Annotated in this window: 13 protein-coding genes; 6 read left to right on the top strand and 7 right to left on the bottom strand. The window is 74.8% G+C overall.

The features are described from left to right. The first annotated feature begins 94 nt into the window (after positions 1 to 94). A complete protein-coding gene (locus ACIGAN_RS29030; protein WP_399862020.1) occupies positions 95 to 1,054 on the top strand; it encodes a helix-turn-helix domain-containing protein in 960 nt (319 codons plus the stop codon). Here ACIGAN_RS29030 and ACIGAN_RS29025 read toward each other — a convergent pair. The 3 genes from ACIGAN_RS29025 to ACIGAN_RS29015 form a co-directional block, all read right to left on the bottom strand. After that, positions 990 to 1,793, bottom strand: a complete 804-nt coding sequence (locus ACIGAN_RS29025) for a GntR family transcriptional regulator (protein ID WP_399862018.1) — start codon at positions 1,791 to 1,793, stop codon at positions 990 to 992. The genes ACIGAN_RS29030 and ACIGAN_RS29025 overlap by 65 nt on opposite strands. A 367-nt stretch (positions 1,794 to 2,160) precedes the next feature. After that, the gene (locus tag ACIGAN_RS29020) at positions 2,161 to 3,393 is read right to left on the bottom strand and encodes a serine hydrolase domain-containing protein (RefSeq protein WP_399862175.1); all 1,233 of its coding nucleotides are present in this window, start codon (positions 3,391 to 3,393) and stop codon (positions 2,161 to 2,163) included. Positions 3,394 to 3,558: 165 nt separating this feature from the next. Further along, positions 3,559 to 4,527 (bottom strand): acetylxylan esterase, encoded by a 969-nt coding sequence (locus tag ACIGAN_RS29015; RefSeq protein ID WP_399862016.1) that lies wholly within the window; start codon positions 4,525 to 4,527, stop codon positions 3,559 to 3,561. Between the two features lie 381 nt (positions 4,528 to 4,908). Between ACIGAN_RS29015 and ACIGAN_RS29010 the strand changes: the two genes are divergently transcribed. Then, the gene (locus tag ACIGAN_RS29010; RefSeq protein WP_399862014.1) at positions 4,909 to 5,526 is read left to right on the top strand and encodes a hypothetical protein; all 618 of its coding nucleotides are present in this window, start codon (positions 4,909 to 4,911) and stop codon (positions 5,524 to 5,526) included. 159 nt (positions 5,527 to 5,685) lie between these two features. On the opposite strand, the gene ACIGAN_RS29005 is transcribed toward ACIGAN_RS29010, so the two are convergent. From ACIGAN_RS29005 to ACIGAN_RS28995, 3 genes are all read right to left on the bottom strand, one after another. Beyond that, on the bottom strand, positions 5,686 to 6,426 hold the full coding sequence (locus ACIGAN_RS29005; RefSeq protein WP_365740348.1) for a ferredoxin reductase: 741 nt from the start codon (positions 6,424 to 6,426) through the stop codon (positions 5,686 to 5,688). 55 nt (positions 6,427 to 6,481) lie between these two features. Further along, entirely contained in the window at positions 6,482 to 7,087 is a 606-nt protein-coding gene (locus ACIGAN_RS29000; protein WP_365740330.1) for a sulfite oxidase-like oxidoreductase, read from the bottom strand. A gap of 97 nt (positions 7,088 to 7,184) precedes the next feature. Beyond that, entirely contained in the window at positions 7,185 to 7,622 is a 438-nt protein-coding gene (locus tag ACIGAN_RS28995) for a MarR family winged helix-turn-helix transcriptional regulator (RefSeq protein ID WP_399862011.1), read from the bottom strand. 265 nt (positions 7,623 to 7,887) lie between these two features. On the opposite strand from ACIGAN_RS28995, the gene ACIGAN_RS28990 reads away from it, so the two are divergent. After that, entirely contained in the window at positions 7,888 to 8,691 is an 804-nt protein-coding gene (locus ACIGAN_RS28990) for a putative protein N(5)-glutamine methyltransferase (RefSeq protein ID WP_399862009.1), read from the top strand. A 58-nt stretch (positions 8,692 to 8,749) separates the two neighbouring features. Here the strand turns inward: ACIGAN_RS28990 and ACIGAN_RS28985 are convergent, their stop codons facing one another. Then, positions 8,750 to 10,828, bottom strand: a complete 2,079-nt coding sequence (locus ACIGAN_RS28985; protein WP_365098358.1) for a SpoIIE family protein phosphatase — start codon at positions 10,826 to 10,828, stop codon at positions 8,750 to 8,752. A 253-nt stretch (positions 10,829 to 11,081) separates the two neighbouring features. On the opposite strand from ACIGAN_RS28985, the gene ACIGAN_RS28980 reads away from it, so the two are divergent. The 3 genes from ACIGAN_RS28980 to ACIGAN_RS28970 all read left to right on the top strand — a co-directional run bounded on the left by ACIGAN_RS28980 (position 11,082) and on the right by ACIGAN_RS28970 (position 14,229). After that, a complete protein-coding gene (locus ACIGAN_RS28980; RefSeq protein ID WP_365098422.1) occupies positions 11,082 to 11,453 on the top strand; it encodes a hypothetical protein in 372 nt (123 codons plus the stop codon). Positions 11,454 to 11,624: 171 nt separating this feature from the next. Next, positions 11,625 to 13,640 (top strand): oxidoreductase, encoded by a 2,016-nt coding sequence (locus ACIGAN_RS28975; protein WP_399862007.1) that lies wholly within the window; start codon positions 11,625 to 11,627, stop codon positions 13,638 to 13,640. Positions 13,641 to 13,668: 28 nt separating this feature from the next. Continuing rightward, complete coding sequence (locus ACIGAN_RS28970; RefSeq protein ID WP_365098354.1) at positions 13,669 to 14,229, top strand: PadR family transcriptional regulator; 561 nt, start codon at positions 13,669 to 13,671, stop codon at positions 14,227 to 14,229. Positions 14,230 to 14,401 lie beyond the last annotated feature (172 nt).

The following is a 14,401-nucleotide window of genomic DNA, read 5'->3' as shown; positions in this document are numbered from 1 at the left end:
TCCACCTCGGGCCGATACTGGCAGCGGACGCGGCCGCCGGATCGGCTCTCGGTGCCCGGTCCTGGTCCGACCGTGCCAGGGGGAGAGGGCGCAGATGCTGCTGCTGGACACCGAGGAGGTGCCCGCGGACGAGCGGGTGGAGGCCTTCCGCGCCGCCCTGCTGAGCGCGTCCGTGCCCTCACTGGTCGGCATGGAGGAGGACGGGGAGCGGGTGTTCGCCCGCATGGAGTGCTGGCGGTTCGGCGACCTCGTGCTGTTCGCCAGCCGGTCGTCGGGCTGGTCGGTGAGCCGCAGTCCCCGCTTCCTGCGGCTCGAGGGCCCGCCGATGGTCTCCCTGTCCCTCCAGGCCCACGGCACCGGCCGCTTCGGCCAGTCGGGCCGGCGGGACCTGGTCGCCCCGGGCGAGCTGATGCTCAACGACCTGACCATCCCCTACGACTTCGCCTGGTCCGGCAGCGGCGCCGCCCGGTCCCTCCAGGTGCCCTACGACCTGCTCGCCGTGCCGCCCGGCATCGTCCGCCGCGGCGCCGGACGGCTGCGGGCCAGTCCGCTGTACGACCTCGTCCGCGACCATCTCGCCCGGGTCCACGCCGACGCCGACGCCCTCGCCGGCGACCCGGGCGCCGCCGCCCTCGGCACGGCCACCGTGGAACTGGTGCGCGCGCTGATCACCTCGGCCTCCGGAGTGGACGCCCACGCCCGGCCGGCGGCGGCCGAGGCCCTGCTCCCGCTGGTCCTCGCCTACGCCCGGGCCCATCTGACCGAACCGGACCTGACGCCCGCCCGCATCGCCCACGCCCACAACATCTCCGTGCGCGCGCTGTACCGCCTGTGCGCGCGGGCGGGGCTGAGCCTGGAGCAGTGGATCATCGAGCAGCGGCTGGAGGGCGCCCGCTCCACCCTGCTGTCCCCGGCGGGGCGCACCCGGACCGTGGCGTCGGTGGCCCGCGCCTGGGGCTTCACCGACCCCAGCCACTTCACCCGCCGCTTCAGGGCCGCGTACGGCGTGACGCCCCGGCGGCTGCGGGCCGCGCCGTCCGGCCCGGCAGGGTGAACTCGTAGACCAGCGCGTCCTGCTGGGCGTCCACGACGAGGTCGGTGATCTCCAGCGGGCGTGCGTACTGGTCGTGCACCTGCCGGGTGACCCGCACCGACGGCGTGCTCGGCAGCGGCGTGATGGCGTCGCGGTGGTGCAGGGTCAGACCGGCCCGGCGCATCCAGTCGTAGGCCCGGCGCAGTTGCGCGGCGGCGGTGCCGTCGGCCCGGTCCCGGTAGCGGGCCAGCTCCTCCACCTCCGCGAGGGCCACGGCGGAGAACGACGTGACGGCGGTCCGCAGGCCGCGCCCGTCGGCGGTCGCGTACCGGTAGCGGTGGATGAGCGTGGGGCGGCCGGGAGCCAGGCCGAGGGCCTCGGCGTGCTCCGGCGGGGGAGGCTCCCAGGTGACGGTGGCACGGGCGACGGTGCCCGGCGTCGCGGTCCCGGCGCCGACCGGGAACGTGAGGGCCGCCGGGGCCCCGGTCGGCGTGCCGGGCAGGGTGGCGTGGCTGCCGCGCCGGTCGGTGGCGACGAGGCCCTCGCGGCGCAACAACTCCAGCGCCTGCCGTACGGTCTCCCTGCTGACCCCGAAGTGCCCGGCCAGCCGCCGCTCGCCGGGCAGTCGTTCACCGGGCGGGATCGTGCCGTCGCGCAGCTCGCCGAGCAGTTCCGTCGCGATCCGCCGGTACAGGGGCTCTCCGGGATCTTCGGTCTCTCCTTCGGTCGCCGGGTGTCCGGGCGGGGTGGTGCGGGCCATGCCGCGCCTCCTGTTGGTGACGTGCGGTAGCCGTGCGGGCTCGGTGCGCCACCAGATCTAGCATTGGTCTAAACCAGTAGGGAAGGGTGGCCGGGCGGTTCGGCCGAAACCGGCTGCCGCGGGGCCGGTCCCCGGGCCGGCAGGCGGGCTGGCCGGGTGTGCGGCGCCGCGTTGTGCCGAGGACCGGGCCGGCAGGCGGATCGGCCGGGTGTGCGGCGCCGCGTTGTGCCGAGGACCGGGCCGGCAGGCGGATCGGCCGGGTGTGCGGCGCCGCGTTGTGCCGAGGGCGGCGAAGGGGGCGGTTCCGCTCGGTCCGCCGCTTCGGCACCCCCGGCGGCGCGGCGCGCCCGGCTCTCCGGCGCGGGCGCTACAGCGCGCTGTACAGCGCCCGGACCAGCGCCATCTTCCGTGGGTCGTCGGCGATGTGCGGCCCCATCCGGTTCATGACGTACCCCAGCGACACCTCCGCCTCCGGATCGGCGAGCCCGCAGGAGCCGCCGAAGCCGTCGTGTCCGAAAGCGCGCGGGTTCGGTCCGTAGGAGCCGTTGGGGCCGCTCAGCCAGAGCCCGAGTCCCACCTCCGTCTCGGCCGGGAACCCGGCGCCGAGGACCAGGTCCCGGCAGCTGCCCTGCCCCTCGCGCACCCGCTCGGCAGCCTCCGGGGAGAGCACGCGGCGGCCCCCGTACGAGCCGCGCCCGGCGAAGACGCCGTACAGCTCGGCGACCGCCCGCGCGGTGCCGTGCCCGTTCGCCGCGGGGATCTCGGCGGCCCGCCAGCCGGGCGAGTTGGCCGCGGCCGCGGCCACCGGCGGATTCGTCAGGGCGGCGATGGCCGCCGGCGCCAACTGGGCGAAGACGGCGGCCTGCGCGCTGCTCTGTCCGGCCGCCGGCTGGACGAGCTCGGCCACCCGGTCCGCGTCCTGCTCCGGCAGGCCGATACGGAAGTCGATGCCGAGCGGCCGGGTCACCTCCCGTTCCAGGAAGGCCCCCGGGCGCAGCCCCGAGACCCGGCGCACCACCTCGCCGACCAAGTGACCGTAGGTCAGCGCGTGATAGCCGGACCGGGTGCCCGGCTCCCACCACGGCTCCGTCGCCGCGAGCCGCTGTGTCGTCAGCTCCCAGTCGCAGAGCTGCTCCAGCGAGTGCGGCTCCCTGAGCCCGGCCAGTCCGGCCCGGTGGGACAGCAGGTGCCGTACGAGGACCTTCTCCTTGCCCGCGGCGGCGAACTCGGGCCAGTACACGGCCACCGGCGCGTCCAGGTCGAGCAGCCCCCGGTCGGCGAGGAGGTGCGCGCACAGCGCCACCGGCCCCTTGGTCGTGGACCAGACGTTGACCAGCGTGTCCCGCTCCCAGGGGCGGGTGCGCGCCCCGTCGGCCCAGCCGCCCCACAGGTCGACCACGATCCTGCCGCCGACGGTGACGGCCACCGCGGCACCCAGTTCGTCCCGCTCCCGGAAGTTCTCCTCGAAGGCCTCACGCACCGCCGTGAAACGCGGATCGCAATGACCGTGCACCCGTGCCCCGCGGGCGCGTGCACGGTCGCCGGGTGCCGCGTCACCGTCACCGCCCGGCGCGGGCTCGGACGCCCCGTGCGCGGACACCCCGTGCGTGGACACCTCGTTCGCGGACGCCTCGTGCTCGGACATGGGCCCCACCCCTTCGCCGGTCGTGTCCTGGCCCGGACCGCGGCGACACGCGGCCCGGGCGGGAAGAACGTACCGACCGGTCGGACCGAAGGGGAAGGCCGCCGGCGGGGAACGGCCGGATCAGATGTGCGCGCGCATCCAGCGCAGCTTGGCCGCCTCCTGGAAGGGGCCGCCGCCCTCGTGGTCGTTGAAGTCGTACACCTCGATCGCCTTGTCCTCGTGGCCATAGGCGTTGAACGCCGCGAAGACGGTCGACGGCGGGCAGGTCTGGTCCTCCAGGGCGGCCGAGAAGAGGGCGGGGGCCCGGCCGCGGGCGGCGAAGTGGACGCCGTCGAAGTAGGAGAGCGTGCGCAGGGCCTCCTGGGTCCGGCCGCGGTGCGTCTTGAGGTAGAGGCCGATCTCCCGGTACGGGTGCCGGTCCGTGAGGGTGGCCGCGCGCGGGAAGTCGCACAAGAACGGCACGTCCGGTGCGATGCCCGCCAGGTCCGGCACCAGGCCGCCGACCGCTATCGTGATGCCGCCGCCCTGGCTGGCGCCCACCGCCACCGTGCGCGCGGCGTCCGTCAGCGGGTGCGCGCGGGCGGCCTCGATCGCACGGACGGCGTCCGTGTAGACGCGGCGGTAGTAGTAGTTCTCCGGGGCGTCGATGCCGCGGGTCATGAAACCGGGGTAGGCGGGTGCGCCGCCCACCGGGTCCGCCGTGCCGCCGCCCGCGCCCCAGGCGCTGCCCTGGCCGCGGGTGTCCATCACGAAGTGCGCACGGCCGGTGGACGCCCACAGCAGATGCTCGTGCGGCAGTCCGCGCCCGCCGCCGTAGCCGATGAACTCCACGACCAGCGGCAGCGGGCCGTCCGCAGCCGCCGGGAGGGTCAGCCAGCCCTTGACCGGATGCCCGCCGAAGCCGGCGAACGTCACGTCGAGGACCCGCACGGTGGACAGGCCCGTGTCGACCGGTTCGAAGCGGGCGTCCAGGTCGTGCTCGCGCGCCTCCTGAAGCGTCTTGGACCAGAACGCGTCGAAGTCCTCCGGCTCGCCCGACGCGCTGCGGTACGCGCGGAGTTCGTCGAGAGGAAGGTCGAACAGGGCCATGCGGGACCGCCTTTGCTGAGGAACCGATGCGGAGACAGCGCGGATCACCCTACGGCGGTGGTCGGAGGACTGACCAGGTGTCCGCCGGACGCGCCCGGTGCGGACATGGCCGCCCGGACGCGGCTCCCACTGGTCAGGGCGTTCCGTGCCGGGCCCGTGCGGCCATGCCGGGCGGAGCCCCGGACGCGGGTGGTCGGGTCACCGAACGGTTGGCGCCGCCGCCCGGCTGCCTGGTGCCGCCTCGGGAACGCCCCGCGTCGCGTCAGGGACGGCGCTGCGTCAACTCCGGTTCCGTGCGGGCCAACGCGCGTTCCCCTTCGGTCGGCCGACGCCGCGGGGCGACCCGGTGCGACGCCGCGGGGCGACCCGGCTGACCACACCGTGCGCGAGCAGCACGAGCAGCACCGCACCGCCCGCGGCACACAGGCCCGTGGCCAGGGCGTGCAGCCGGACGGCGTTGCCGTCGACCGGCGGCGGCACGTTCCGGCCGTGCGCGTCGAGCCGGACTCCACGACGTCGCCCTGCCGGGTGCCCGCGGGAACCCGGGCGGTCGCGGTACGGGCGCCCTTGCCCGGCCCCGCCCAGCGCACGGTCGTGCGGTGGGCGCGCTCCCCGCCGGACCGCACCGACGGCAGGGAGCGGTTCCGCTCGCCGATCGCCTCGGCCCGCCCGACATGCCGCTCGGCGCGCTGCCGCAGGGACACGGCCCGTGCCCCGCCGTGGGTCCACCGGGCGGCCGCCGTTCCCGCCAAGGGAGCGCCCACGGGGATCAGGACGGCGACCATCAGCGCGGTCCACGCCTCGACGACGTCCGACCGGCGCCGCAGCGGACAGCGCCGTCGGCGCCGGCCGCGCACCCGGGGGTTCGCATGCCGACCCGGCCTCCTCGCCGTCGCCGGGCCGGGCCGTCCCCGCACCCGCCCGCGGGACCCGGTACGCACCCCGCTGCCCGGCGTTTGCCCACCGCGCGTCCGTGCGGTGCGCCGGCTGCGCCGCTGATCCAGGTCGCGGGAGGCCGCAGGGCCAACCGGGCCGCCGGGCCGTCGGTGCCGGCGCGCGGGAGCGCGGGAGTGCGGGAGCGACGGCGTCACGCGTATCGCGCCCCACCGGCTGGACGCCCGGCCGCCCCACGACGAGACGCCGGCGCCGCTCGGGGTGTCAGCCGAAGCGTTCGATTCTGATGCGGTCCACCGGTTGACCCGCCGTCACCAGCAGCCGAGAGGCGTGCTCGGCGAAGGAGTTGGAGCCGCACACATAGGCCTCCCACCCACCGGGGGGCGGCGAGGCCAGGAGCGGCGCCACATGTGCGGCCGCCATACGTCCCACCGGCACACCCGCCGGCGCGCTCCGGGTGAACACGGGTGTCGTCTCGGCGCCCAACTCCCGGGCAAAGATGAGCTCCTCGGGGCTGCGCGCGGAGACCAGCAGGCGCAGCGGCACGCTCAGGTTCCGCGCCCGGTGGTGGCGGACCATCGACATCAGCGGCACCACACCGGACCCGGCGCCGAGCAGCAGCGCGGGCCGGTCGCCCGGCCAGGCGAAGAAGCCGCTCACCGGACCCCGCACCTCGACCCGGTCACCGACCCGGGCGACGGTGTGGAACCAGCCCGACACCTCACCGCCCTCGACGTGGTCCAAGGTGAGTTCGACGTGCCCGGAGTCGTCCGGCGCGGACGCGATGGAGTAGTGGCGCTGCGCCACATAGCCGTCCTCGGCGGTCAGCCGCACCATCAGGTGCTGTCCGGGCAGATGACCGGGCCAGCCGGGCACGGCGAACCGGAAGGTGGCGGCGCGCGGCGTCTCCCGGCGGATCTCGGTGAGCGTGGCGGTCCGCCACGTGGAGGCGGCCTGCTCGCTGACGGCGATGCGCCCGGGAACCGCGAATGGCGTGGGCGGCACGAAGGCCGGCGCCGAGGCGGGCGCGGGGGCCGGCCGGGAGGCCGGCTCGACGGTCTCAGTCACCGGTGTACCTCTGCTCCTCCCACGGGTTGCCCCGCTCGTGGTAGCCGTTCTGCTCCCAGAAGCCGGGCTCGTCGTGGTCGAGGATCCGCAGGCCCGCGATCCACTTGGCGCTCTTCCAGAAGTACAGGTGCGGCACCAGCAGCCGCGCCGGGCCGCCGTGCTCCGGGGCGAGCGGCCGCCCGTCGTACTCCCAGGCGATCCAGGCGCGCCCGCCGGTCAGGTCGGCGAGGGGGAGGCTGGTGGTGTAGCCGGTGTGCGCGTAGGCCACGGCATGGGTCGCCGACTCCCGCGGGCGGACCGCGTCCAGGAAGGCGTCCAGGGACACGCCCGAGAACCGCACCCCGAACTTCGACCAGCCGGTCACACAGTGGATGGCGCCCTCGTAGGCCGACGGCGGCAGCCGGTGGGCCTCCTCCCAGTCCCAGGTGCGCGGCGCGTCGACCAGCCCGTCGACGCGGAAGGTCCAGTCGGCGGGCGCGAGGTCCGGGGTGACCTCGGCGGACAGCACGGGCCAGTCGTCGCGGGCGTCGTACTGCCCGGGCGGCAGGGCGGGGCCGGAGCCGCGCGGGCGCCCGGTGAAGCCTCGGGTGATGTGCATCGGGTGGTGCCTCCGGGCCGGCCGGCGGTGCCCCCGTCGGGTCCGTCGGGTCCGGTGTCGTCTGTGCTTGCGTGGTCAACCGTACGTGCGGTGCGTCCTAGTCCCGCGGCCCGGGGCCGGATCCCGTGTTGTAGCGCACCAGGTACGCGGCGAACCGGGCCAGATCCTCCTCCGGCCAGTGCGCCAGCCGCTCCCGGAAGGCCGCCCGGCGGCTCTCGGTGACCCGGGCCAGGACGCGCCGCCCGGCCGGTGTCGGCTCCAGCACCTGGACGCGGTGGTCCCGGGGGTCGGGGCGGCGCCCGACGAGCCCGGCGCGTTCCAGCGCGGCCACCTGACGGCTGACCGTGGACTTGTCCAGGGCGTAGTGGGCGGCCAGGTCGGTGGCCCGGCACCCGCCGCTCTCCGCCAGGTGTCCCAGCAGCGTGTACGACACCAGCGACAGCTCGGGGTGCAGCCGCCCGGCCGCGGCACGCGCCCGGCGGGCGAAGACCGTCAGCTCCCGCTGGATGGTCTCCACGGCCTCGGCTGGCTGCACGGGGACCTCCCTCACGGTGCTGCCGTCTCCGCCTCCCATGGTCGCACGACGGTTGCACCCCCCAACCACCTGGCGGCGTACCGGGCGGCCGGCCCGTCGGGTAGGGTTCCGTCCGGCTGCGGACGGACCCAGCCGTCGAGGACCGGGGAGGTGAGACCCATTACCGCTGTGTCAGCTCGGGTGCTCCCCCCTCGACGTGGCGCGGATCGCCGGCCCTGGGCGACCGCCGGAGCGCCCTTCGGTTCCCGAAAGGCTCTGGGCTTCCATGCCGTCTTCTCCCACCGTCCCGCCCTCCCCGTCGTCGTCCCGTGACGCCCTGATCGCCGCCCTGCGCGCGGCGGGCTGCGTCTTCGCCGAGGACGAGGCCGACCTGATCCTCGCCACCGCCCGTACCCCGGCCGAGGCCGCCGCCATGGCCGAACGCCGCGCCGCCGGGCTGCCCCTCGAACATGTTGTCGGCTGGGCCGAGTTCCGCGGGCTGCGCATCACCGTCGCCCCGGGCGTCTTCGTGCCGCGCCGCCGCACCGAGTTCCTGGTGGAGCGGGCCCTGGCGCAGGCACCCGGCGCACGTGTCGTCGTGGACCTGTGCTGCGGCTCGGGCGCCGTGGGCGCCGCCCTGGCAGCCGGGCTCGGACCCGTCGAGCTGCACGCCGCGGACATCGACCCGGCCGCCGTGCGCTGCGCCCGCGCCAACGTCGCCGCCGCCGGGGGACACGTCCACCAGGGCGACCTGTTCGAGGCGCTGCCCGCTCGGCTGCGCGGCCGCGTCGACATCCTCGCGGCCAACGTGCCGTACGTCCCGAGCGACGAGATCGGCCTGCTGCCGCAGGAGGCCCGGGACCACGAGCCGCTGGTCGCCCTCGACGGCGGCACGGACGGCCTCGACGTGCTGCGCAGGGTCGCGGCCGGGGCGCCCCGCTGGCTGGCCCCGGGCGGCTGCGTCCTGGTGGAGACGAGCCGGCACCAGGCGCCGGCGGCGGTCGCCGCGTTCGAGCGCGCCGGGCTGGCGGTCCGGCCGGCCGTCTCGCAGGAGCTGTGCGCCCATGTGGTGATCGGTGTGCGGCTCTAGGGTCACGTGATCGGCGTGCGGCTCTAGGGCCGCGTGACCGGCGTGCGGCCCCGAGGCCTCAGCCCGGGGCCGTCGCCCGCGCGATCAGCAGCGCCACGTCGTCGAAGGTGTCCGGCTCGTGCAGGGTCCGCAGCAGCAGTTCGCAGACCTCCTCCAGCGGCCGGTCCGGCCCGTCCAGCAGCGACAGGAGCGTGCCGAGCCGGTCGTCGAGCGGGTCGCGCCGGGTCTCGACCAGTCCGTCGGTGTAGAACACCAGCAGGTCACCGGGGTCCAGGTCGACGGTGGTGGTGGAGAAGGCGACACCGCCGACACCGAGCGGCACCCCGGTGGGCAGGTCGAGCAGCTGCGCCGGCCGGCCGGCCCGGACGCGGACCGGCGGAAGATGCCCGGCGTTGGCGATCCGGCACTCCCGCCGGCGCGGGTCGTGGACGGCGTAGACGCAGGTGGCGATGGCCTGGTCGAGTCCGGCGGTGATTTTGTCGAGGTGCTCCAGGAGCACGTTCGGGTCGAGGTCCAGGGAGGCCAGCGTGTTGGTCGCCGTCCGCAGCCGTCCCATGGCCGCCGCGGCCGGGATGCCGCTGCCCATCACGTCACCGACGACCAGCGCGGTCTTGTCGTCCTCCAGGGGGATCACGTCGAACCAGTCGCCGCCGACCTCGCTCGTGGCCCCGGCGGGCTGGTACCGGGAGGCCACCTCCAGCCCGCCCGTGACCCGGGGATGGCTGGGCAGCAGGCTGCGCTGAAGGGTGAGCGCGGTGTCGCGGGCGCTCTGGTACCAGCGCGCGTTGTCGATCTGCACGGCGGCCCGGGCGGCCAGTTCGCGCGCCAGCAGCAGGTCGTCCTCGGTGAACGGCAGCGGGTTGCGGGTGCGTTTGAGGTCCAGGGCGCCCAGCACCTCGCCGCGCGCGATCAGCGGCACCGCCAGGTAGGAGTGCACCCCGGCCCGGCCCAGCAGTTCGGCCGCCTCGGGGGAGCGGGCGATGTGCACCAGGTCCTCGTCCTTGACCTCCGGCAGCATCACCGGGCTCGCCGTGCGCACACATCGGGTGACCAGCCGGTCGGGGGCGTAGCGGGCCACCTGACCGGGCGGGTCGGCCGCCTCCAGCGCCTCGGCGGAGTCGTAGCCCTGGACGGCGAGCGCCCGGATCACCGCCGACTCGGTGGGCCCGAGGGTGGACTGCCGGCCCTGCACCACGGCGTCCAGAAGGTCCACGGCCGCGACGTCGGCGAGTTCCGGCACGGCCACCTCGGCCAGCTCGTGCGCCGTGTGGTCCAGATCCAGCGTGGTGCCGATCCGCCCCGAGGCGTCCGCGATCAGCGCCAGCCGCCGCCGGGCCGCCTCGGCCTCGATGGCCGCCCGGTACTGCTCGGTGACGTCGACGATCGAGACGGCCACGCCCAGCACGGTCCCGAAGGCGTTCTCCAGCCGGTACAGCGAGACCGACCAGGCGTGGTCCTGGTGCGGATCGGCCGGGGTGCGCCCGATCGTGGACCGGTCGACGACCGGCGCGCCCGTCTCCAGCACGCGCCGCGTCGCGGCCTCCAGCGCGTCGACGTCCATCCCGGGCACCACCTCGCGCGGGGTGCGCCCCAGGTGCTCCTCGGCCGGGAGGCCGTTGATCTCCTCCAGCGCCTTGTTGACGGAGACGTAGCGCAGCTCGGTGTCCAGCACCGCCAGCCCGATCGGGGACTGCGCGATCATCCGCGTCGACAGCGCCACCTCGCGCTCCAGCCGGTGCACGGTCGACTGGTCGGCGCACAGCCCCAGCGCGTAGACGTCCCCCTGGTCGTCGAGCAGCCGCATGTTGCGGAACTCCACCAGCCGGGTGGTGCCGTCCTTGCGGCGGATGGGGAACGCCCCGGCCCAGCTCTGCCCGGTGCCCATGACGTCCGAGAACAGCTTGACCACGAGGTCGACGTGCTGCTCGTGGACCATGATCCGCGCGGCGTACTGCCCGAGCGCCTCGCGCGCCTCGTAGCCGAACAGCTCCTCGGCCTGCGGGCTCCACAGCACGATGCGGCCCTCGGCGTCCAGGACCACCGAGGCCACGCGCAGGACGTCGAGCAGGCCGCTCGGCCGCACCGAACCGCGCAGCGGCTCCTCGGCCCCGGCTTCGGGAGACCCGGCTGCACTCATCCCACGCCCCGCCTTCGCCGTTCCTCGCGGCACGCCGTCACGATGCCGACACCCCAGTTCTACCGCGCGGAGCCGTCCGTGCGAGGCCCCTTCCGTCACCTTCCACCATCTCCCACCGGGGCGCGTGCCGCCCTGCCGAGGCCGCCCTGCTGAGGCCGCCCCGCCGCCGGTAGTGCTCGGCGGACGGTGGTGCTTTGCTGGGACAGGGGCGGAAACGGCTCACGCGGCCACGTAAGGAGCGATCACGATGGCGATGAACCACGAGCGACCGCATCCCCACTCGGTGTCGGTGGAGATCAGCGGGTGCAGCAAGCACGACGCCCGGATCGTGTTCGACACGCTGTGCGCCTGCTTCGAGTCCGACCGGTGCGCCGACGACGTCCCGGAGGAACTGCACGAGACCCGCCCGACCGTCTGGCTCGGCACCTTCGACGTCGCCGACACGCACGAGGGGGCGCATCCGCAGGCCCGGCTGTCGTCCCCGGTCGAGGCGGACCTGCACGGCGGGTACTGGGCGATCGAGCGGCTGCGCACGACTCTGGACTCGGTGTTCGACGTGCACGACCTGAGCACGGTCTCCGGCGACCAGGAGAAGGAACTGCACGTCCGCCTGCGCAGCCGGTGACACACGGCGGTGGCGTGCCCGCCGCCGTCCCGCTCCACCCCTTCGGCAAGCTGGCCCTCAAGACCCCTGCTCACAGTCCTGCTGTGCCCTCCATCACCTTGTGCAACTAGTTGCATAAACCGGCGGTAGTCCTCTACAACTACGGGGACGACACCGCGCACGGAGGGCCCGATGAGCCGTTACCCGCACCTGCTGAGCCCCCTCGACCTGGGCTTCACCACCCTGCCCAACCGGGTCCTCATGGGCTCGATGCACGTGGGCCTGGAGGAGGCCGAGGGCGGCTTCGCGCGCATGGCCGCCTTCTATGCCGCCCGCGCCCGCGGCGGCGTGGGCCTGATCGTCACCGGCGGCATCGCCCCCAACGACGAGGGACGGCCCTACGAGGGCGGCGCCAAGCTGACCACCGAGGCGGAGGCCGAGCAGCACCGCGTCATCACCGACGCCGTGCACCGCGAGGGCGGGCGGATCGCGATGCAGATCCTGCACTTCGGCCGCTACGCCTACCACCGCGACCTGGTCGCGCCCAGCCCGCTGCAGGCGCCCATCAGCCCCTACCCGCCCCGCGAGCTCACCGACGCCGACGTCGAGCGGACCATCGACGACTACGTCCGTGCCGCCCGCCTCGCCCGGCAGGCCGGCTACGACGGCGTCGAGATCATGGGCTCCGAGGGCTACCTCATCAACGAGTTCATCGCGCTCCAGACCAACCGGCGCACCGACCGCTGGGGCGGCTCGTACGAGAACCGCACCCGCTTCCCGCTGGAGATCGTCCGCCGGGTGCGCGAGGCGGTCGGCGACGACTTCATCGTCATCTACCGCCTCTCCATGCTCGACCTCGTCCCCGGCGGCTCCACGCTCGACGAGGTGATCACCCTCGCCAAGGCCGTCGAGGACGCCGGTGCGACGATCATCAACACCGGCATCGGCTGGCACGAGGCCCGCATCCCCACCATCGCGACCTCCGTGCCGCGCGGCGCCTACACCTGGGTCACCCGGCGGCTGATGGGCGAGGTGTCCGTCCCGCTCGTCACCACCAACCGCATCAACACCCCCGAGCTCGCCGAGGAGTTGCTCGCCGAGGGCGCCGCCGACATGGTGTCGATGGCCCGGCCGATGCTCGCCGACCCCGACTTCGTCACCAAGGCCGAGGCCGGCCGCCCCGAGGCGATCAACACCTGCATCGGCTGCAACCAGGCCTGCCTCGACCACACCTTCAGCGGCCTGATCACCTCCTGCCTGGTCAACCCGCGCGCCTGCCACGAGACCGAGCTGGTGCTCTCCCCGACCCGGCTGCGCAAGCGCGTCGCGGTCGTCGGAGCCGGTCCGGCCGGACTCGCCTGCGCGGTCTCGGCCGCCGAGCGCGGGCACGAGGTGACGCTGTTCGACGCGGCGGGCGAGATCGGCGGGCAGCTCAACGTCGCCCGCAAGGTGCCCGGCAAGCAGGAGTTCGACGAGACACTGCGCTACTTCCGCACCCAGCTCGACCGGCACGGCGTCGACGTCCGGCTGAACACCCTCGTCACGGCCGCGGACGTCGACGGCTTCGACGAGGTCGTCGTCGCCACCGGCGTCACCCCCCGCACCCCCGACATCCCGGGCATCGACCACCCGAGCGTCCTCGGCTACCTCGACGTCCTGCGCGACGGCGCCCCCGTCGGTGACCGGGTCGCGATCCTCGGCGCGGGCGGCATCGGCTTCGACGTCGCCGAGTTCCTCACCGACGGCGGCGACAAGGCCCACGAGGACCCGGCGACGTACTTCCGTCAGTGGGGCGTCGACATGGACTACCGCGGCCCCGGCGGACTCGCCGCGCCCGAGCGGCCCGCCCCGCCGCGCACCGTCCACCTGCTCCAGCGCAAGACCTCCAAGGTCGGCGCCGGCCTCGGCAAGACCACCGGCTGGATCCACCGCACCGAGCTCAAGCACCGCGGCGTCACCATGGTCCCGGGCGTGCGCTACGACCGCATCGACGACGCCGGACTGCACGTCACCGTCGGCGAGGAGAGCACGGTGCTCCAGGTCGACACGATCGTGCTGTGCACCGGCCAGGAGCCGCGCCGCGGGCTCTACGAGGAGCTGATCGCGGCCGGGCGCGGCGCGCACCTCATCGGCGGGGCCGACGTGGCCGCGGAACTGGACGCCAAGCGCGCCATCAAGCAGGGCACCGAGGTGGCGGCCGCCCTGTAGTACGGGAACACGTCCCTAGGATGAGGCCATGTCACTCCCGCACGCGATCCTCACCGCCCTGCTGGAAAAGCCGTCGTCCGGGCTGGAGCTGACCCGCCGGTTCGACCGGTCGATCGGCTACTTCTGGTCGGCTACGCACCAGCAGATCTATCGCGAGCTCGGGAAACTGGAGGCCGACGGCCTCATCCGGGCCCTGCCCTCCGAGCAGCCGGCCCGCGGGCAGAAGAAGAGCTACGAGGTGCTGCCCAAGGGCCGGGCCGAGCTGGCCCGCTGGACCGCCGCCTCCCAGGACCCCAAGCCGCACCGCGACACGCTGCTGCTGCGGCTCAGGGCGGCGGCCGTCGTCGGCACCGCCGGTCTCGAGGCCGATCTGCACCGCCATCTGGAGCTGCACGAGCGGCAGTTGGCGGAGTACCGGGAGATCGAGAAGCGCGACTTCCCGCCCGGCCGGGACGGCACCGAGGACCGGCTGCGGCACCTGGTGCTGCGGGCGGGCATCGACCTGGAGACCTTCTGGACCCAGTGGCTCAGGCGCGCCCTCGCGGACTTCGCCGAACTGCCGGACCCCGAGCCGACCCGCCCGGTCTGACGGACGGCGACAACTGCCCTGACGGCGACCGGCGACCGGCGACCGACAACCGGGGACCGGCGGCCGGGGATCGGCGACCGACAACCGGGCGACCGGCGTCCGCCACCGGTGACCGACAACCGGGGACCGGCGGCCGGGGATCGGTGACCGACAACCGCGCGACCGGCGTCCG

This window comes from Streptomyces sp. NPDC085931 (assembly GCF_044540565.1).
In the GTDB taxonomy this organism is placed as follows: Bacteria; Actinomycetota; Actinomycetes; order Streptomycetales; family Streptomycetaceae; genus Streptomyces.
This window is presented reverse-complemented; position numbering and strand designations above follow the sequence as displayed.